Source organism: Cribrihabitans pelagius, from assembly GCF_048820915.1.
GTDB classification, from domain to species: Bacteria; Pseudomonadota; Alphaproteobacteria; order Rhodobacterales; family Rhodobacteraceae; genus Cribrihabitans_A; species Cribrihabitans_A pelagius.
The window spans coordinates 92,367-111,082 of the sequence record NZ_JBMERR010000008.1; the positions used below are offsets into that span (position 1 = coordinate 92,367).

The window sequence follows — 18,716 nt, forward strand, 5'->3', positions numbered from 1 at the left end:
CATTGGGGGGCGCTCGGACGCTGTCCTCAAAGCAGCGCGATGAATTCGCTGATCTGCGCGCGGGATATCGACCAGTCGCAGACAAAGCGCGCGGTCACCAACTCATCGCCGGGGCCGTCCAGGCCGCCGTCCCAGAGGTGATAGACGGCGCCGGCCTCGAAGAGCCGCCTGTGGGTGCTGCGGGGCAGGGCGGCAAAGATCATGTTGGCCTGGGGCGCGTGGCTGAACTCGGCCCCGGCCTGGCGCAGCCCCTCGGCCAGTGCGGCGCAATTGGCGTTGGCGGTACGGGCATTGTCCAGCCAGAGATCATCGCTCAGATAGGCCAGCATCTGCGCCGACAGGTAGCGGTGCTTGGAGAACAGATGCGCGCCGCGCTTGCGGCGGTATTCGAACTCCTGCGCGCGGGCGGGGTCAAAGAAGATCACCGCCTCCACGCCGAGGCAGCCGTTCTTGGTGCCGCCGAAGGAGACCGCGCTGACACCGGCTTTCCAGGTCATCTCCGCGGGCGTGCAGCCAAGCGCCACCAGCGCATTGGCAAAGCGGGCGCCATCCAGATGCACCGGCAGATCGTGCTCAGCCGCCAACGCGCAGAGGCCTTGAAGCTCATCCAGGGAATAGACGGTGCCAAACTCGGTCACCTGGGTGATCGACACTGGCCCGCGCTGTGGCCCGTGCACGCCGCGGGTCTCCTCGCCCTCGATGGCGCGGCGCAGATCAGCGGGGGTCATCTTGTCGGCGGTGGTGGCGAGGGTCAGCTTGGCGCCGCCGGTGTAGAATTCGGGCGCGTTGCATTCGTCCATGTTGATATGCGCTGGCCCGGTGCAGAAGATCGTCTGCCAGGGCTGCGCCAGCGTCGACAGCGCCAGCACGTTGGCGGCGGTGCCGGTGGCGACCAGGTAGACCGCGGCCTCCGGCGCCTCGAAGATCTCGCGGATTTTGGCCGTGACTTCCGCCATCTCCGGATCGGCGCCATAGCCCATGGCATAGCCCTGATTGGCGCGGGCCAGCGCGTCCAGGATCGGCTGCGGCACCGGGCCGGAATTGTCAGAGGCGAAATGCATCAGGTTGGCTCCTCGATTATGTGATCTTCCCATTCCTCTTCGGAAATCTCGAATTCGGAGACGGTCCAGCCGCGCACAGACACGCCGGCTTCATGCACGCTCTCCGGCGTGCCGGTCAGCAGCGGGTGCCACTTGGGCAGCGGCTTGCCCTCCCAGAGGAGCCGGTAGGCGCAGGTCTCCGGCATCCAGTAGGCGTGGGTGTCGAGGTTCTCCGGCTTCAGCACGATGCATTCCGGCACGAACTGGTGGCGGATCGGGTATTGCGCGCAGCGGCAGGTGGCGTCGTCCAGCAGGCGGCAGGCCACCCGGGTGAGCGCGACCTCGCCGGTGTCCTCGTCCTCCAGCTTGTTGAGGCAGCATTTGCCGCAGCCGTCGCACAGCGCTTCCCATTCGCGCTGGTTGAGCTTGGCAAGCGGCTTCTTCTCCCAGAAGCGGGGAGTGAGGCCGGTGCGGTCGATCACGTCTTCGCTCCGGGGCTCAGACTGGCGATGGGGCTTGGGCTTGCGGCAAGTCATAGCGCTGCCAGGATTTCGCGGGCTTCGGCGCAGTCGGCCTCCATGCGGGCGATCAATGCTTCCAACCCGTCAAAGGTCAGCTCCGGGCGCAGGAAGTCGACCAGCCCAACAGACAGCGTCGCGCCGTAGAGGTCGCCGGAGAAGTCGAAGAGGTAGGTTTCGATATTGGGCACCTCGCCGCCGAACATCGGCCGCACTCCGATGGAGGCGGCGCCGTGGTAGCTGCCCGCATGCGGTCCGTCGAGCACATCGACCAGCACTGCATAGACCCCAAAGCGCGGCTGATGCAGGCCTTCGATCGACATGTTGGCGGTGGGAAAGCCCAGCTCGCGGCCGCGCTGCTCGCCGCCGATCACCACGCCTTCGATCCGGTGCCAATGCCCCAGCATCTCCTTGGCGTCGCGGGGGCGGCCCTCACTCAGCGCGGTGCGGATCGCAGTGGAAGAGACAGCGTGTTCAGAGTATTCCATCAGCGGCGCGATGGTGACGCCAAAACCGTATTTCTTGCCAAAGCGTTCCAGGTCTGCGGTATCGCCCGCGCGGCCCTTGCCGAAACAGAAATCGGCGCCCACCACGACATGCGCAAGGCCGAGGCCTACGGCGATCACGTCGCGGGCGAACTCCTCGGGGGTGAGGCTCGACAATGCGGTGTTGAAGTTCAGCTCATAAAGCCTCTCAACCCCAAGCTTCTCCAGCCGGTGGGCGCGGGTCTCGGCGCGCATCAGCCGGAACGGGGCGGTGCCCGGCGCGAAGAACTCGCGCGGGTGCGGCTCGAAGGTCATCACCCCCAAGGGCGCGCCGGGCACCGCCTTGCGGGCGAGTTCGATCACCGACTGGTGGCCGCGGTGAACGCCATCGAAATTGCCGATGGCAACGGTGGCGCCGCGGTCCTGCGGTTCGACGTATTGGTGGTCTCTGACGATACGCATGGCGCATCCGTAGCGCCAAGGCGGCGGCGGTTCAAGCGGGCAGGCGTATTCCGTTGCGGGTGACTGAAGCGCGCGTTGATAGCGGGCTGGCAGGTGGCGGTCCCGGCGGGGCCAGGGGCCGCTGAAGGAGGAGGCTCGGATAAACGGGCCGCCTCAGTCGAACTTGCGCGAGGGTGCCATCACCATGGCCTCACCCACCAGGACCTTCTTGCCGTCCACCATGCAGCGGCAGTCCAGCTTGACCCGGCGCTTGCCGACCTCGATGCCGGTCACCTCAACCTCGGCCAGCACCATGTCGCCAGGGCGCACGGGGGCGAGGAATTTCAGCGACTGGCTCATGTAGATGGTGCCATGCCCGGGCAGCTGCTCGCCGATCACTGCCGAGATCAGCCCCGCGGTCAGCATGCCATGCGCGATCCGGCCCTCGAAGATCGTGTCGCGGGCATAGTCGTCGTCCAGATGCACCGGGTTGCGGTCGGTGGAGACAGTGGCGAACATCTGGATGTCCTCATCGGTGATGGTTTTGCGCAGGTAGCGCACCATGCCCATCTCGATGTCTTCGATACAGATGGTTCCGCGCGGCATGTTGTCCAGCATTTGCCCCTCCCGCCGGGTGTGTAATTTTCCAGCGCGATTGGCGCTGGCTACGCAACTTTATTACTTTGCAGTTGCAGAAAATCAAGCCCTTTCTGCATGAAAAAGCCCCGCCGAAGGGGCGGGGCCAGAGCAGGCTAGGTGAGGGGCAGGCGGCGCGCACCGCCGGGCAAGCGGGTTTTACCGCAAAAAACCAATGGCATAGGTGGGCGCGGACTGCTCCTTCTTTAGGTAGGCCGCCAGCGCGGCCGGGTCCGGCTGCTTGGAAGTTCTGGTTTCCGCAGCTGCCAGCCCGCCGGTGATGAAGAGGGAATCGATCCCCTCCCCCATGGCGCCCGCGATGTCGGTATGCGGCCCATCGCCGACCGCCAGGATCTCGCCATCGGAGGTCTCGGCGCCAATCTCGGCCAGGCGGCGGCGGGCCAGGTCATAGACCGGCGGATGCGGCTTGCCGAAATAGAGGCTCTCGCCGCCCATCTCGGTATAAAGCCGTGCCAGCGCGCCCGCGCACCACTCCCGCGTCTCCCCCCGGTCCACCACGATATCGGGGTTGGCGCACAAGAGCTTCAGCCCCATCTGCTTGGCATAAAGGAAATCGGGCCGGTTCACATCCGGGTCGGCCTGCGGGTCGAAGGGGCCGCAGCAGACGATGCCCTCGGCCTCCTTCAGCGGCACGCGGGTGATCTCCGCCGGGTTCTCGATAATATGCATCGGCTCGAAGAAGCCGGCATCGCGCTGCCATTCGCCCATGAAATAGACCTTGTTGCCGACCGCGCCGGTAAACATCGCGGCGCGCGCGGAGTCGCCGGAGGTGGCGATGGTGTCATAGGCATCCTGCGGCACGCCGAACTGGCTGAGCTGCTCTGCCACGCCCGCCCGCGGCTTCGGCGAGTTGGTCAGCAGCACAACGATGCCGCCCGCCGCGCGGTAACGCTGCAAGGCGGCAACCGCCTCCGGGTAGGCGGTGATGCCGTTGTGGACGCAGCCCCATAGATCCACGAACAGCGCCTTGTAGCGGCCGGAGACGTCGGACAGGGACTCGATGATCTGTGCCATGGCGGGGTCTTTCGCGAAAGCTTCAACTCGCCCAGCTATGGCAGAGCGCGCAGGTCTTGACCAGCCGCACGCGGGCCGCCGCGGCCCGTGCGAGGACTCCAGAGGGGCCCGATTGCACAACTTTTGAGCGAATATTGGTCGAAATAAAGCATGGCTTACACCAGTTTTTCAGACTTCATGCGTCTCAATGGTTGTGAGTATCTGTCCCTTTAACAATCATGTGGCGTTTTTGCGATGTTCCGAACCATACCCATGAAAACCCGGCTGATCGTCTCAGGCGTGGTTTCTATCTTGGCCACCGTGATCCTCGCGGCTTTGTCGGTATACAGCCTCTGGCAGAGCGAGCTGGAGCTTGAGAGGCAAATCAACGTGACCGAGGCCGTCCGGCACGAGTTGACCGCAGACATGATGCATGACGCCATCGAGGCGGAAGTGGTCTATGGCATCCTGATCGGACCCGATGGTTCTGCCGCCAAGCAGAAGACGATCAAGGCCAAGCTGGAAGTAGACACGGCAACCTTCCGCCGCTCGGTGGAAGAGCTGCAGAAGATGGATCTGGAGCCCGATATCCGCCAGATGGTGGTGGCCCTGGCCCCGATCATGGAGGCCTTCATCACCGAGGGGGAGAAGGTCGCCAAGCTTGCCTTCAGCGACACCCAGGCGGCGCTGGCCGCGCTGCCCGCTTTCCAGCAGCAGTATGACGCGCTCGAGGTCGCGCTGGAACCGCTTGGCAAGAAGATAAAATCCTCTGCCAAGGAAACCGCGGAGGCAGCACGCGCGCATGACATGCAGCTGCTGTACACGCTGCTCGGGTTCTCCGCGGCAGCCGTGGCGCTGATGATGTACAATGCGCACAAGGTGACCCAGACCATCACCAAGCCGATCGGCCGCCTGCGCGAGGCGCTGCATGACGTGGCCGAGGGCGACTTCAAGATCCGGATCGCCGACCGCATGCGCGCCGATGACTTCGGGGAGATCGCCAGGGACATCGATGCCGTGTCGGGCCGGGTGATCAAGGCGCTGGAGGAGCAGAACGCGCTGCGCGCCGAAGGCGAGCAGGTGATCGACCGGCTGCGCCGCGGTTTGCAGCAGCTGTCCGCGGGCGATTTCAGCGCCCGGATCGAGACGGCCTTCACCGGCGGCTACGAAGCGCTGAGGGAAAACTACAATGAAACCGTCGACAAGCTGAACGAGCTGCTGTCGCAGGTGGTGCAGGCCAGCCAGGGCATCCAGGTCCAGTCCGGTGAAATCCAGTCCGCCTCCGACGATCTGTCGGCGCGGACCGAAAGCCAGGCCGCCACGCTGGAGCAGACCGCCGCGGCGCTGGAGCAGATGACGGTCAGCGTCAACAGCTCCGCCACCAACGCCCGGCAGGTGGAGGAAGCCGTAGAAACCGCCCGCAACGATGTGGAGCACAGCGGCCGCGTGGTCGAAGGCGCAATCGCGGCGATGAACGAGATTGAGAAATCCTCCGATCAGATCTCCCAGATCATCGGCGTGATCGACGATATTGCCTTCCAGACCAACCTCCTGGCGCTCAACGCCGGGGTCGAGGCCGCCCGGGCGGGCGAGGTCGGCCGCGGTTTTGCGGTGGTGGCCTCCGAAGTACGGGCGCTGGCGCAGCGCTCCTCGGATGCGGCCGGGGAGATCAAGACCTTGATCGGCGCCAGCTCCAAGAACGTCGAAGAGGGCGTGGAGAAAGTGGACGGTGCGGGCAAGGCGCTTTCCGCGGTGGTCACCCAGGTCGCCAGCATCGCGGAACTGGTTTCCGGCATCTCCTCCGAATCGGCGGAGCAGGCGCAGGGGCTGAACGAGATCAACATTGGCGTCTCGCAGCTCGACTCGGTGACGCAGCAGAACGCTGCGATGGTCGAGCAGGCCGGCGCGGCGATCCGGCTGATGAACTCGGAAACCACGACGCTTAGCTCGCTGGTCGGCCAGTTCACCTTGAGAAGTTCCGCTGCCCAGGGGCAGCACAAGGGTCAGAACCGGAGCCGGCCGCCGGCCCTCGCGCATCCCGGGGACGGCACCTTTGATGGCCGGCCCCTGGCGCAATCCGCCTGAGGACGCGCCTGGGGGGCGGCGCGGTGGCCCCTTTGCCCTCTCCGCGCCGCCGGGAATCCCGTGGCGCGGGGAGGGCGCCGCCGGCTGACCGCGGACTGACCGCTGTCTGAGCGGCAAGAAAGGGTCCCCATCGGAGTGCGCCTAGCGGCTGCGGCCGGCGCAAAAGGCCGGAAATCAGCGAGACCGGGCAAGTAAAAGAAACGCCAGCCAAAAGAAAAGGCGCCCCGGAAGGGGGCGCCTGACTGTCGCGGATGGCAGAGCACTGAGATGACGGGCGCTGCTGCCCGGGCTGCGCAGTTACAGCTTGAGGTTGGGGATAATCTGCTTTTTGCGCGACATGATGCCGGGCAGCACCACGGTGTCTCCCTGCGCCTCGGCACCGAAGGAGTTCTGCGCCACTGCCTTCACCAGATCGTTCGGCACCAGCAGGGTGGCTTCTTCCTTCAGGATGTCGACCACGAAGAGCAGCACCTGGTCGACGCCGTCTTCCTGCGCCACGGTGCCCATCGCCTCCATCAGCGAGGCCTTGCGGTCCAGCACCACGCCCGGCGCGGTGGTTTCCAGCACCGAGACGCGGAACTTGGTGCCCTCGACGGCATATTCCTTGGAATCCATGCGGATCAGCTCGGCGTCCGAGAAGGAGGAGACATCCGACTTCGCGGCAAACATCTCGGCCGCATAAACGGCGATGGAGATGCCCAGATCGGCGGCCAGCTGTTCGGCCACCGCCTTGTCGTGCGGGGTGGTGGTCGGCGAGCGGAATTCCAGCGTGTCGGAGAGGATGCAGGTCAGCGCCGCGCCCTTGATGGCCTGGGGCATGCGGGCGGCATCTTCGCCCATCAGGTCATGCATGATGGTGGCAGTGCAGGCCAGCGGGCGGATGGTGATGTCGATCGGGCCCTTGGTTTCCAGGCCGCCGACCAGCTTGTGGTGGTCGATGATCGCCTGCACGTCGGCGCCGTTGATGTTCGCGGGCAGCTCGGCGGGGTTGTTGGTGTCCACGATAACCACCGGCGCGCCGTCAGCCACGTCTTCGATGATGGCGGGCTTCTCAAAGCCCCAGCGCTCCAGCATGAAGGCGGCTTCGGTGTTGGGTTCGCCCAGCAGCACGGCTTCGGCCTTCTGGCCCTGCACCTCGTTCAGGTACCAGGCCCAGATGATCGGGGAGCCGGTGGAGTCTGTGTCGGGCGATTTGTGGCCGAAAACTTGAATGGTCATGGCGGGTCCTGTCCGTGAAATGAGTCGCGATAGGGGAGGTTTGGGCGCCTTATAGGCGCGGGCGGAAGGCTTGTCACCCCGCCGGTGCTGCACGGGCGGCCTTGGGCCGCGGCGGGTTCAGAAGGGCGCGCGCTTCAGGCTGTAGCCCGCCTGCGCCAGCAGGTTCAACAGGCCGTTTTCCCCGGGCAGATGCAGCGCGCCGGCCGCCACCACGATGCGCTTGCCCCGGGTGGCCTCGATCACCGGAAGCCAGGCGCGGTTGCGCCGGCCGGTCAGTCCGGTCAGCGTCTTCTGCCACATCGCCTCCAGTTCAGGCCGGGGCAGGGTTCCCTGTGCTAGGAAATCGCGCCGGTTCAGCTCCAGGAAAAATGCGGCCTGCTCGTCAAAGTAGCTTTCGGTCATCGTGCGGAAGGCATCGCCATCGGTGCCCAGCAGCGCCAGCATCGCGCGCAGCTCGCGCACCTGCTGGTCCAGCGGATCGGAGGCCATGAGAGCCAGGAGCGTGAGCGGGTCTTCCAGTGCCGCGACCGGAACTGCGGCGGCGCGGGCCCGGGCTTCCAGCCGCTTGTCGAGTCCAGGTTCAGGCGCCGAGCCGGGGGCGCGCAGGCAGGGCGGCACCGCCATGCTGACGGACAAGAACCAGGGCTGCATCTTGGCGGCCATCCAAGGCGGGATGCCGTGGCGGCGGGCTTTTGCCGCCAGCGCCTGCCAGTCTGCCGCGGGCAGCCGGTCGATCAGCGAGGGGCCTTCGGTGATAAGCGTCAGCGACGGGTCGCGCGCCAGCGTTTCGAGAAACGCGGCCTCGGCGTCAGCATCGGCCTCGATCAGCAGCGCATCGGCGCCTTCGATCACCGGGGCGAGCCGGGCGGTGAGCGGCTCCATGCGCGGGTCGTTCAGGTGAAGTGTGCCGATCACATGCACGCGGCGCTCCCCGCGCCGGGCGATCCAGTGGTTGCCTTCGCCGTAGGGGAGGGCGGCAACGCGGGCGCTGATGCCGGCGCGTTCCGCGGGGCTGAGGTTCATACGCAGGTCAGTGCCGGAACAGGCCGCCCAGAGGACTGCGGGCAGAAGGAAGAAGATCAGGCTCAGAAGGATTCGCATCGGGGCACCCCTTGATCGGACATGTCAGCGGCCGGGCTGCCAGGGGGCGCGGGTGAGGCGGAAGCCGTGGTTCTGCAAAAGGTTCAGGATGCCATGGCGCCCGGGCAGATGCGCAGCCCCCACTGCAACCACGATGGTTTCGTGCCGGGCGGCGAGGATCGGCTTCAGCCAGCGCTTGTTGCGCTGCTCCAGCAGGTGGCGGTTGTTCAGCCGCCACAGACGCGCGACCTCAGCCGCGGGCATGCCGGTGAACTGCGCGTTGACCCAGGGAGCGAGGATGAAGGCGCTCCAGACGCTTTCGTCGAAATAGGCCTCCACCGGGGTGGCGTCCTCGGGCTTGTCGGAGTGCAGGAGCTGCAGCTCGAGGTCCAGCATCTTTGCCTGCTCGCGCAGCGGCAGCTCCGACAGCGCCTTCAGCCCGTCGCCGACGGTTTCCAGCGCGCCCAGCGGGATGCGCTTGCGCCGGGCGTGACCGGCGATGCGGTCGTCCAGCCCGCGCCTTGTGCCAAAGCCGTAGGGGCGGCAGCCGCTCTGGATCAGGAACATCGACACCGCCCAGGGCTGCATCCGGTTCAACAGCTCCAGGTCGGTGCCGCTGATGCGGGCGAAGATCACGAAGCGCTCCCAGCTGAGCGGCGAGACCAGCCGCCGCAGTTCCTGGCCGCGCGGCAGGAGGAAGCGGCCGGCAAAGCGGGTGGGGTTGGCGTTGTAGCGCTCAAGCTCGGCGCGCGAGGTTTCCAGGTAAATGGCGCCGGCCTTGTTCAGCACAGGGCGCAGGGTGCGCATCACCCGCCCCATGCGGGCGTCGCCGCCGTGCATGGTGCCGATCACGTGGATCGAGCGCGCGCCATTGCGGGCGACCCAATGGTTGCCCACGGCAAAGGGAGTGGCGGCCATCTCGCTGGCCAGCCGTTCCTGCGCCGCCGGAGTGAGCTGGTCGCGGAAGTCGGCGCCGCGGCAGGCGGCATATCCGGCGCTGGCCTGCAGTAAAAGCGCAAGCAGCAGCAGAATCCGTGTCATGTCGGCCCCTTCGCGTGGTCCGGGACCACTTCAGGTGGTCCGGGAATACCAGCTTTAGGCCCTGCGCCGCCCCCGGGCAACGGGAAACGCCGCAGCAGCAGCCGCGCCGGTTGTCTTTGCCGCGGCTTCCTGCCAGTGATGGCGGCATGCAGCGGGAAGATCAGCTTTATGCGCCGGTGAAGGCGCTGCTTGAGGCGCAGGGCTACACTGTCAAGGGCGAGGTCGGCGCCGCCGATGTGGTGGCCTGCCGCGGCGCCGAGCCGCCGGTAATCGTGGAACTGAAGCTGAAGTTCTCGCTGTCGCTGTTCCATCAGGCAATTGCCCGGCTTCCGGTCACCGATCACGTCTATATCGCGGTGCCGCGGCCCGGCGGGCGGCAGGCGCGGCGGATGCTGAAGGACAATCTGGCGCTCTGCCGGAGGCTGGGCCTGGGGCTGATCACCGTGCTCGCGGACGGGCGGGCGGAGGTGCATTGCGATCCCGGGCCTTATGCGCCGCGCAAGTCGAAGAAGAAGCAGGCCCGGCTCTTGCGCGAGTTTGCAAGCCTGCGCGGCGATCCCAACGCGGGCGGCGCCACAAGGCACGGGCTGGTCACCGCCTACCGCCAGGACGCGCTTATCTGTGCGGCGCATCTGGCCGCTGAAGGTGCCTGCAAGGGCGCGGAAGTCGCCCGCGCCACTGGCGTCGCCCGCGCCACCCAGCTAATGGCCAAGAACCACTATGGCTGGTTCGAGCGGGTGGAGAAGGGCATCTATCAGCTCACCGGCGAAGGCCGTGCGGGGCTTGCGCATTGGGCCGGCAGCTGGGAAGAGGCCTGAGGCCGCGCAGGCCCGGCCGGGCACGGTTTGCCGCGGCATCGGACAGCAGCGGCGGACTTGCGGTTTTTCTGCTGATTCCGTGTTGACAAGCCGCGGTCCCATTCCTAGCTTCCCGGTCGTTAGCACTCACCCCTCGTGAGTGATAACGCGGCCCGGCCAGCGTGCCGGGCCCGCAGGGACAACAACCTTTGAGCCTTTAAGGAGCTGCAAAGATGGCATTGAAACCGCTTCATGACCGCGTGCTGGTTCGCCGCACCGAAAGCGAAGAAAAAACCGCTGGCGGCCTGATCATCCCCGACAGCGCGAAAGAAAAGCCGAGTGAAGGCCTTGTCGTCGCCACCGGCGAAGGCGCGCGCAAGGACAGCGGCGAGCTGATCGCGATGGCCGTGAAAGAGGGTGACCGCATCCTGTTCGGCAAATGGTCCGGCACCGAAGTCACCGTCGACGGCGAAGAGCTGCTGATGATGAAAGAAAGCGACATCATGGGTGTGATCGTCTGAGCGATCCGCTCCGGCACATCCTCCATCGCACAAACACAGTATTCTCAAGGAGACTGATCTATGGCTGCTAAGGACGTCAAATTCGACACCGATGCCCGCAACCGCATGCTCAAGGGCGTGAACATCCTCGCCGACGCGGTGAAGGTGACCCTGGGCCCCAAAGGCCGCAACGTTGTTCTGGACAAGTCCTTCGGCGCACCGCGCATCACCAAGGACGGTGTCTCGGTTGCCAAGGAAATCGAACTCGAGGACAAGTTCGAGAACATGGGCGCCCAAATGGTCAAGGAAGTGGCCCAGCGCACCAACGACGAAGCCGGTGACGGCACCACCACCGCGACCGTTCTGGCCCAGGCGATCGTCAAGGAAGGCCTGAAGCAGGTTGCAGCCGGCCTGAACCCGATGGACCTGAAGCGCGGCATCGACCTCGCCACCACCAAGGTCGTCGCAGGCATCAAGGAAATGGCGCGCCCGGTGAACGACTCCGCGGAAGTTGCGCAGGTCGGCACCATCTCCGCCAACGGCGAAGCTGAAATCGGCCGCCAGATCGCGGACGCGATGCAGAAAGTCGGCAACGAAGGCGTCATCACCGTCGAAGAGAACAAGGGCATGGAAACCGAGACCGACGTGGTCGAGGGCATGCAGTTCGACCGCGGCTACCTGTCGCCCTACTTCGTGACCAACGCCGACAAGATGACTGCAGAACTCGAAGACTGCATGATCCTGCTGCACGAAAAGAAACTCTCCTCCCTGCAGCCGATGGTTCCGCTGCTGGAGCAGGTGATCCAGTCGCAGAAGCCGCTGCTGATCATCGCCGAGGACGTCGAAGGCGAAGCGCTGGCGACCCTGGTGGTCAACAAGCTGCGCGGCGGCCTGAAAATCGCAGCCGTGAAGGCACCGGGCTTCGGCGACCGCCGCAAGGCCATGCTGCAGGACATCGCGATCCTGACCGGCGGCCAGGTGATCTCCGAAGATCTGGGCATGAAGCTCGAGTCCGTGACCATGGACATGCTGGGCACCGCCAAGAAGATTCAGATCACCAAGGACGACACCACCATCGTCGACGGTGCTGGCGAGAAGGCGGAGATCGAAGCGCGCGTCGCCCAGATCCGCACCCAGATCGAGGAAACCACCTCGGACTACGACCGTGAGAAGCTGCAGGAACGCGTTGCCAAACTGGCAGGCGGCGTTGCCGTGATCCGCGTCGGCGGCATGACCGAAGTGGAAGTGAAAGAGCGCAAGGACCGTGTGGACGACGCTCTGAACGCAACCCGCGCAGCTGTGCAGGAAGGCGTGATCGTCGGCGGCGGTGTCGCACTGGTTCAGGCCGGCAAGGCTCTGGAAGGCCTGGAAGGTGAAAACGCCGATCAGAACGCCGGTATCAACATCGTGCGCAAGGCCATTGAGGCGCCGCTGCGCCAGATCGCCGAGAACGCAGGTGTTGACGGTGCCGTGGTTGCCGGCAAGGTGCGCGAATCCTCCGACAACAACTTCGGCTACAACGCGCAGACCGACGAATATGGCGACATGTTCTCCTTCGGCGTGATCGACCCGGCGAAAGTGACCCGCACCGCTCTGGAAGACGCGGCCTCGGTTGCCGGCCTGCTGATCACCACCGAAGCCATGATCGCAGACCGTCCCGCCAAGGAAGGCGCAGGCGCAGGCGGCGGCATGCCCGACATGGGCGGCATGGGCGGCATGGGCGGCATGATGTAATCACCGCCATCCTGCTGGATGATCTGGGGGCTGCCTTCGGGCGGCCCCCATTTTTTTGACCCGAAGAGGCCCGCTGGCGCGGGCCTGCCTCCGGCGGGGGTATTTCGGGTCAGAAAGTGGCGGCGGGCGGTGCGAGGGCGGTACGGAGGGGTGGGGGATGCGGACCAGGGAGAAATCGCTGGCGCTGGCCTCGGCGCCGCGGTAGCCCGGTGGCATGCGGCTTTTTCTTCTCGTCTCCCTCACCATGTGCGCCTTTGCCGCCAACTCGATTCTCGCGCGGATGGCGATTGGCAGCGGCCATATGGATGCGACCGGCTTTGGCCTCTTGCGGCTGCTTTCCGGGGCGGGGATGCTGGTGGTGCTGTGCCGGGTGCGCGCGGTGCCGCTGCGCCAGCCCTTGCGGACGAGCCTCGGGGGCGGGGCGGCGCTGACGCTGTACATCGCGGGGTTTTCCATCGCGTATGAGGCATTGGACGCAGGCCTGGGCGCGCTGATCCTGTTTGGCGTGGTGCAGATTACCATGTTCCTCTGGGGTATGCTGCGCGGCGCGCCGACAAGTGCGGCACAGCTGCTGGGTGCGCTGCTGGCATTCCTGGGGCTGGCCTATGTGGTCTGGCCCGCGGGCGGCAGCGCGGTTACGCCCGGGGCGGCCCTGATGATGGCGGCGGCGGGCTTGGGCTGGGGGATCTACAGCCTCCTCGGCCGCGGTTCGCGCGAGCCGCTGGCGGCCACTTCGGTGAACTTTGTGTTTGCCTCGGCATTGATGCTGCCCGTCGTGTGGCTTGCGGGCGGCGGGACGGTGTGGAGCCTATGGGGCGCGGGGCTGGCGGTGGTCTCTGGCGCCGTGACTTCCGGGCTGGGCTACGCGCTGTGGTACCGGGTTCTGCCGCAGCTGCAGCCGGCGGTCGCTGCGACGGTGCAGCTGTGCGTGCCGGTGATCGCGATCCTCGCAGGTGCCGCGCTTCTGGGCGAGATGATCGGGCTGCGGCTGGTCTTTGGCACCGCGGCAGTGCTGGGCGGCATCGCGCTGGTGGTCCTGCGGGCGCCGCAGCCGGACCCGCGCACCGGCCGCCGCCGCGCGGGCTGAGAGGCCTTCCACCGGCGCCGGATTGCGCTTATCTGGAGCTCATGATCGCACGTCTTTCTCCCCTGTTTCTGCTTGCCGCCCTGCTGCTGCCGCGCCCTGCCGCGGCCGATTGCGTGATTCTGCTGCATGGGCTCGCGCGCAGCGAGGCCTCCTTTGCTGTGATGGGTGAGGTGCTGGCGGCGCGCGGTTACCGGGTGGTGCGGCCTGGTTATGCCTCGACCGAGGCGCCGGTGGAGGTGCTGGCACAGACGGTGCTGCCCCGGGCCTTTGAGGCCTGCGGCCGCGCGCGCACCCATGTGGTGACGCACTCCATGGGCGGCATCCTGCTGCGCCATTGGCTGCGCCGGGAGGGGCCACGCAACCTGGGCCGTGTGGTGATGCTGGCGCCGCCCAACCAGGGCAGCGAGCTGGTGGACGAGATGGGCGACTGGGCGCTGTTTGGCATGCTGCACGGGCCGGCGGGCGGGCAGCTCGGCACCGGGGCGGACAGTCTGCCGCGCCGCCTGCCGCCCGTGCGGTTCGAGCTGGGGGTGATTGCCGGGAACGAGACCCTTAACCCGGTGTTCTCGCACCTGATCCCGGGTCCGGATGACGGCAAGGTCTCTGTTGCAAGCACCAAGGTCGCAGGGATGCGGGCGCATCTGACCCTCCCCGTGACCCATACCTACATGATGAACAATCCGCGGGTGATTGCGCAGACCCTGCATTTCCTGGAGGAGGGCCACTTTGCGCCCTCGCAAGGCTGGCTGGCCGCGGTGGACGAGATCATCCGCGAGGCCTGCCTGCTGAGAGGCGGCTGCGGCGAGGGCGGCGAAGGAGAGCCGGAATGACATTGGAGCTGACCTTGCAGGGCGGCGACGTGCTGCGTCCCGAGGGGCTGGAGCGCGGCGGCGAGATTGCCATCGGCGGCGGGCTGGTGGCCGGGGCGCCTGCCGGGCGGCGGGTGGATCTCTCCGGTTATCTGGTGCTGCCCGGCATCGTCGATCTGCACGGCGACGGTTTCGAGCGCCACCTGGCGCCGCGCCGCGGGGCGATGAAACAGATGGAGGAGGGCGTTGCCGCTGCAGAGGCCGAGCTGGCCGCCAATGGCATCACCACGGCGGTGCTGGCGCAGTTCTATTCCTGGGAGGGTGGGCTGCGCGGGCCGGAGTTTGCCGCTCAAGTATTTTCTGCAATCAGGGACGTGCGGGGCAGCTTGGTCACCGACTTGCTGCCGCAGCTTCGGCTGGAGGTCCACATGCTGGAGCATTATGCGGCGCTGCCGGACAATCTGGCGGCGTGGCAGGTGCCCTACCTGGTGTTCAACGATCACCTGCCGCACGAGCGGCTGGCCGAGGGGAAAAAGCCGCCGCGGCTGACCGGCCAGGCGCTGAAGGCGGGCCGCAACCCGGATGTCCACTGGCAGATGATGAAGGACATGCACGCCCGGCGGGACGAGCTGCCCGCAGCGCTCGAGACCCTGTGCACGTCGCTCAGCGATCAGGAAGTGCGGCTGGGCAGCCATGACGACCGTACCGCGGACGACCGGGCGCTGTGGCGGACCAGAGGCGCGCGCATTGCGGAGTTTCCCGAAACCGCGGAGGCGGCGGAAGCCGCGCACACCGCGGGGGATGCGGTGATCCTCGGATCCCCCAATGTGGTGCGCGGCGGCTCGCACAAGGGCAACGCCTCGGCTCTGGAGCTGATAGCGATGGGGCTCTGCGACGCGCTCGCTTCGGACTACCACTACCCGAGCCCGCGCCGTGCGGCGCTGCTGCTGGAGCGCTCGGGCCTTCTGGACCTGACAGGGGCCTGGCGGCTGGTCTCGGAAGGGCCCGCGCAGGTGCTGGGGCTGGCAGACCGCGGCCGCCTGGCGCCGGGCCTCAGGGCCGATATCGCGGTGCTGGAAAAGGAAAGCCTGCGCGTCGCCGCCACCCTGTCCGGAGGGCGAGTGAGCTATATGTCCGGGGATGTGGCGGCGCGGTTCCTGGCCTAGCAGCCAAGGGGGCAGCCCCGCTCATCTGGCCGGATGGCCCTCTTCGCGGCGCGTGAAACCGGCGGGGCCGCTTTCACTTTCGCCACCTGCCAGCAACCGGGCGCGCTGCTTTCTGGCCCGAAATACCCCGGGGGAGCCGTGGCGCAGCCGCGGCGGGGGCAGCGCCCCCTCGTCTCAGTCCTGCGGCCGGACGATGCGGTTCACATGGCCCATCTTGCGCCCCGGCTTGGCCTCCGCCTTGCCGTAGAGGTGCAGGGCGCAGTCCCGTTCCCGGGCCAGCTCCGGCACGCGTTCCATGTCGCTGCCGATCAGGTTTTCCATCACCACATCGCAATGGCGTTGCCCGTCGCCAAGCGGCCAGCCGGCCACCGCGCGGATGTGCTGCTCGAACTGATCCACGGTGCAGCCGTTCCCGGTCCAATGGCCGGAATTGTGCACCCGCGGCGCGATCTCGTTGACGATCAGCCCGCCGGGCGTGACAAAAAGCTCGACCCCAAGCACACCCGCATAATCGAGCGCATTCAGGATCTTGCCCGCCATCAGCACCGCGTCCATGCGCTGTGCCTTGCTGAGTCGCGCGGGCACCGTCGTGGTGTGCAGGATGCCGTCGCGGTGGACGTTCTCGCCGGGATCATAACAGGCGATCTCGCCGCTGGGGCTGCGCGCGGCGATGACCGAGATCTCGTGGCTGAACTCCACGAACCCTTCCAGCACCGCGGGCGCCCCGGCCATCGCGGCCAGCGCCTTGGGCGCGTCTTCCGGGGACATGATCCGCGCCTGTCCCTTGCCGTCATAGCCGAACCGCCGGGTCTTCAGGATCGCGGGCGTGCCGGTCTCCGCCAGCGCCGCGTCGAGGCTGGCCTGATCGGTGACGTCCGCAAACGGCGCGGTCTTGAGGCCGAGGTCCCGCAGGAAGGTCTTCTCGGTCAGCCGGTCCTGGCTGATGCGCAGCGCCTCGCGGCCCGGCCGGATCGGCTTCTGCGCTTCCAGCAGGTCAAGCGCCGAGGTGGGGATGTTCTCGAACTCGTAGGTGATCACGTCGACGGACGCGGCAAAAGCTGCCAATGCCTCGGCGTCCTCGTAGCCCGCAGTGGTGACCCGGGCCGCCACATCGCCTGCGGGCGGGTTCTTGCCCGGCTCGAAGATGTGGGTCCTGAAGCCGAGGCGGGAGGCCGCGGCCGAGAGCATCCGGCCCAGCTGGCCGCCGCCGAGGATGCCGATGGTGGCGCCGGGGGGGAGCATCTCAGTCATCGACCGGCTCCTCCGGGATCGAGGCGGAGAGGGCGGCGCGCCAGGTGTCCAGCCGCTCAGCCAGACCTTCGTCCTGCAATGCCAGGATACCCGCTGCCATCAGCCCCGCGTTGGCCGCACCTGCGGCACCGATGGCCATGGTGGCGACGGGGAAACCCTTGGGCATCTGCACGATGGAATAAAGCGAATCGACCCCCGAAAGCGCCCGGGTCTGCACCGGCACGCCCACCACCGGCACCCGGGTCTTGGAGGCCACCATGCCGGGCAGATGCGCGGCACCGCCGGCGCCCGCGATGATCACCTGCAGCCCGCGCGCGGCCGCGGTCTTGCCATAGTCCCACAACCGGTCCGGGGTGCGGTGGGCGGAGACGATCTTGGCCTCGTAGGCGACGCCCAGTTCATCCAAAATATTGGCGGCTTCCTTGAGGGTCGGCCAGTCCGACTGGCTGCCCATGATGATGCCCACGCGTGGTTCGGCCATAGGGTTCGGCTCCTGTCATGGCGCGCCGCAACGCGGGAGGCCGCGGCCCGCAGGGAAGTGGAGCGCGCACTATAGGGAAACTGGGTTGCTGCGCAATCCGCCGAATGGCGGTTTGCGGGCCTGTTGGCGGCGATTCCCGGGGTTGGACGCAGGCGGCGTTTGGCAGGGGAGGTGCCTGCAGCGGGCAGGATTTACGCCTGCAGCCGGCAGGGGGGCTCCCGCCCGTGCGGACAGCAGGAAACCTGCCGCGCCGCCCGGTTGGGCGTGGCGCCGCGCTGGCGCGCGGCGGACGCCGGCTCAGCGCGCCTTTGGCAGCACCTGGTTCAGGAGCAGGCCTGCGACGCCGGAGCGGCCAATGCCCGCAAGCGTGAAGCCCTCGCCGAATTCCGGCGTCAGACCGCGAAGGCCGATGATCGGCACGGTGGAGAGGATCACCCGGCTGCGCGCCTTCGTCGGCGCCTTGCCCAGTTTGGTCAAAACTGAAACCCCGCCACGGCCACCCTGCCGAAGAGCAGGTCCACGATGCCGCCGATCACCGGCATCGGGCTGGTGGCCAGCCCGTCGCCCGGCCTGTCGCCCGGCCCGTCACCCAGCGTGGTGTCCTGGATGCCACGGGTCTCCATTCCGGCGCGCCCGGACCCGCGGTGATCAGCGCCACGTTGGGGTCCAGCCCGGTGAGAAGCGGCGCCTGCGCCAGCGCGCCAAACGCCGCGAAGAGTATCTGCGCGCCAGCACGCGCCTGTTTCAGTTCAAACTTATCTCCGCATCCCGCGTGAGCGGCGGCGCGTCCCCTTGCCTGGTTGCCGTGACCTTGGGGCCCGTTCCTGTTTTTCGTCTGGCTGCGGCGGTGGCCGCCCCCGGCGCCCGGCGCAACCGCCCGGCGGTGCCTGGCCGCGCACGCCGGCCTTGACCAATCCGGGACAGGACCTGGGGCCGCATCGCGCGGACGGCGGTCGCGGAAATGCGGCGCTGCCCGGGCCGGCCGTGGTGTCAGACGGCAGCAGGGCGGGGGTCTGGCAGAACTGCCGCGGGGCCGGTGCGCGGCACCAGGCAGGCGGGCGCCGGGGATGATGCTCAGGCGATGATGTCCGGGGTCAGCCGGTCTTCGATCAGCGCGATCTTGTCCTTCAGCACAAGCTTTTGCTTTTTCAGGCGGCGGATGGTGAGCTGATCACCGGTGCCGCGCTCCTCCAGCGCCGAAATTGCCGCGTCCAGGTCACGGTGCTGACGGCGGAAAACTTCCAGCTCAACCTTCAATACCTCATCGGTCTTCATCGAAATATCGGTGGGGGCATTCATGGGCGACTCTGCAAGCTGATGAATGGGGTAAGCG

The 18,716-nt window shown here is 67.0% G+C and carries 20 protein-coding genes; 7 read left to right on the forward strand and 13 right to left on the reverse strand.

The annotated features are described in order from the left end of the window. Positions 1 to 26: 26 nt before the first annotated feature. The 5 genes from ACOHX0_RS09165 to ACOHX0_RS09185 form a co-directional block, all read right to left on the reverse strand. Positions 27 to 1,061: a threonine aldolase family protein gene (locus ACOHX0_RS09165; protein WP_420676372.1), complete on the reverse strand. Its 1,035-nt coding sequence runs from the start codon at positions 1,059 to 1,061 to the stop codon at positions 27 to 29. Continuing rightward, complete coding sequence (locus ACOHX0_RS09170) at positions 1,061 to 1,576, reverse strand: YcgN family cysteine cluster protein (RefSeq protein WP_420676373.1); 516 nt, start codon at positions 1,574 to 1,576, stop codon at positions 1,061 to 1,063. Before ACOHX0_RS09170 ends, ACOHX0_RS09165 begins: the two co-directional genes overlap by 1 nt. Then, on the reverse strand, positions 1,573 to 2,505 hold the full coding sequence (locus tag ACOHX0_RS09175) for a bifunctional riboflavin kinase/FAD synthetase (RefSeq protein WP_420676374.1): 933 nt from the start codon (positions 2,503 to 2,505) through the stop codon (positions 1,573 to 1,575). The genes ACOHX0_RS09170 and ACOHX0_RS09175 overlap by 4 nt, the downstream gene beginning before the upstream one ends. Before the next feature lie 153 nt (positions 2,506 to 2,658). Then, complete coding sequence (locus ACOHX0_RS09180) at positions 2,659 to 3,102, reverse strand: MaoC family dehydratase (RefSeq protein WP_420676375.1); 444 nt, start codon at positions 3,100 to 3,102, stop codon at positions 2,659 to 2,661. Positions 3,103 to 3,279: 177 nt separating this feature from the next. Next, positions 3,280 to 4,155 carry a TIGR01459 family HAD-type hydrolase gene (locus ACOHX0_RS09185; RefSeq protein ID WP_420676376.1) on the reverse strand — a complete coding sequence of 292 codons (876 nt, stop codon included), beginning with the start codon at positions 4,153 to 4,155 and terminating at the stop codon, positions 3,280 to 3,282. 252 nt (positions 4,156 to 4,407) lie between these two features. On the opposite strand from ACOHX0_RS09185, the gene ACOHX0_RS09190 reads away from it, so the two are divergent. Beyond that, positions 4,408 to 6,219: a methyl-accepting chemotaxis protein gene (locus ACOHX0_RS09190; RefSeq protein ID WP_420676377.1), complete on the forward strand. Its 1,812-nt coding sequence runs from the start codon at positions 4,408 to 4,410 to the stop codon at positions 6,217 to 6,219. Positions 6,220 to 6,516: 297 nt separating this feature from the next. Here the strand turns inward: ACOHX0_RS09190 and ACOHX0_RS09195 are convergent, their stop codons facing one another. The 3 genes from ACOHX0_RS09195 to ACOHX0_RS09205 form a co-directional block, all read right to left on the reverse strand. After that, positions 6,517 to 7,437 carry a manganese-dependent inorganic pyrophosphatase gene (locus ACOHX0_RS09195; protein ID WP_420676378.1) on the reverse strand — a complete coding sequence of 307 codons (921 nt, stop codon included), beginning with the start codon at positions 7,435 to 7,437 and terminating at the stop codon, positions 6,517 to 6,519. A gap of 117 nt (positions 7,438 to 7,554) precedes the next feature. Further along, positions 7,555 to 8,538 carry a TraB/GumN family protein gene (locus ACOHX0_RS09200; protein ID WP_420676379.1) on the reverse strand — a complete coding sequence of 328 codons (984 nt, stop codon included), beginning with the start codon at positions 8,536 to 8,538 and terminating at the stop codon, positions 7,555 to 7,557. A gap of 24 nt (positions 8,539 to 8,562) precedes the next feature. Continuing rightward, complete coding sequence (locus ACOHX0_RS09205; RefSeq protein ID WP_420676380.1) at positions 8,563 to 9,558, reverse strand: TraB/GumN family protein; 996 nt, start codon at positions 9,556 to 9,558, stop codon at positions 8,563 to 8,565. Between the two features lie 146 nt (positions 9,559 to 9,704). Between ACOHX0_RS09205 and ACOHX0_RS09210 the strand changes: the two genes are divergently transcribed. The 6 genes from ACOHX0_RS09210 to ACOHX0_RS09235 all read left to right on the forward strand — a co-directional run bounded on the left by ACOHX0_RS09210 (position 9,705) and on the right by ACOHX0_RS09235 (position 15,651). Then, positions 9,705 to 10,376 (forward strand): DUF2161 domain-containing phosphodiesterase, encoded by a 672-nt coding sequence (locus ACOHX0_RS09210; protein WP_420676381.1) that lies wholly within the window; start codon positions 9,705 to 9,707, stop codon positions 10,374 to 10,376. 212 nt (positions 10,377 to 10,588) lie between these two features. Further along, positions 10,589 to 10,876 (forward strand): co-chaperone GroES, encoded by a 288-nt coding sequence (locus ACOHX0_RS09215; protein ID WP_420676382.1) that lies wholly within the window; start codon positions 10,589 to 10,591, stop codon positions 10,874 to 10,876. A 60-nt stretch (positions 10,877 to 10,936) separates the two neighbouring features. Next, a complete protein-coding gene (groL, locus tag ACOHX0_RS09220) occupies positions 10,937 to 12,589 on the forward strand; it encodes a chaperonin GroEL (RefSeq protein ID WP_420676383.1) in 1,653 nt (550 codons plus the stop codon). A gap of 214 nt (positions 12,590 to 12,803) precedes the next feature. Further along, complete coding sequence (locus tag ACOHX0_RS09225; protein ID WP_420676384.1) at positions 12,804 to 13,676, forward strand: DMT family transporter; 873 nt, start codon at positions 12,804 to 12,806, stop codon at positions 13,674 to 13,676. A 41-nt stretch (positions 13,677 to 13,717) separates the two neighbouring features. Continuing rightward, positions 13,718 to 14,506, forward strand: coding sequence for an esterase/lipase family protein (locus ACOHX0_RS09230; protein ID WP_420676385.1), 789 nt, complete (start codon positions 13,718 to 13,720; stop codon positions 14,504 to 14,506). Next, positions 14,503 to 15,651: an alpha-D-ribose 1-methylphosphonate 5-triphosphate diphosphatase gene (locus ACOHX0_RS09235; RefSeq protein WP_420676386.1), complete on the forward strand. Its 1,149-nt coding sequence runs from the start codon at positions 14,503 to 14,505 to the stop codon at positions 15,649 to 15,651. Before ACOHX0_RS09230 ends, ACOHX0_RS09235 begins: the two co-directional genes overlap by 4 nt. Before the next feature lie 174 nt (positions 15,652 to 15,825). Here ACOHX0_RS09235 and ACOHX0_RS09240 read toward each other — a convergent pair whose 3' ends face one another. From ACOHX0_RS09240 to ACOHX0_RS09260, 5 genes are all read right to left on the reverse strand, one after another. Continuing rightward, positions 15,826 to 16,902 (reverse strand): 5-(carboxyamino)imidazole ribonucleotide synthase, encoded by a 1,077-nt coding sequence (locus ACOHX0_RS09240; RefSeq protein ID WP_420676387.1) that lies wholly within the window; start codon positions 16,900 to 16,902, stop codon positions 15,826 to 15,828. Next, complete coding sequence (gene purE, locus ACOHX0_RS09245; RefSeq protein WP_420676388.1) at positions 16,895 to 17,383, reverse strand: 5-(carboxyamino)imidazole ribonucleotide mutase; 489 nt, start codon at positions 17,381 to 17,383, stop codon at positions 16,895 to 16,897. Before purE ends, ACOHX0_RS09240 begins: the two co-directional genes overlap by 8 nt. Positions 17,384 to 17,680: 297 nt before the next feature. Then, positions 17,681 to 17,860 carry a hypothetical protein gene (locus ACOHX0_RS09250; protein ID WP_420676389.1) on the reverse strand — a complete coding sequence of 60 codons (180 nt, stop codon included), beginning with the start codon at positions 17,858 to 17,860 and terminating at the stop codon, positions 17,681 to 17,683. Beyond that, positions 17,857 to 18,006, reverse strand: coding sequence for a hypothetical protein (locus tag ACOHX0_RS09255; protein ID WP_420676390.1), 150 nt, complete (start codon positions 18,004 to 18,006; stop codon positions 17,857 to 17,859). The genes ACOHX0_RS09250 and ACOHX0_RS09255 overlap by 4 nt, the downstream gene beginning before the upstream one ends. Positions 18,007 to 18,457: 451 nt before the next feature. Then, complete coding sequence (locus tag ACOHX0_RS09260; protein WP_420676391.1) at positions 18,458 to 18,682, reverse strand: YdcH family protein; 225 nt, start codon at positions 18,680 to 18,682, stop codon at positions 18,458 to 18,460. Positions 18,683 to 18,716: the final 34 nt, after the last annotated feature.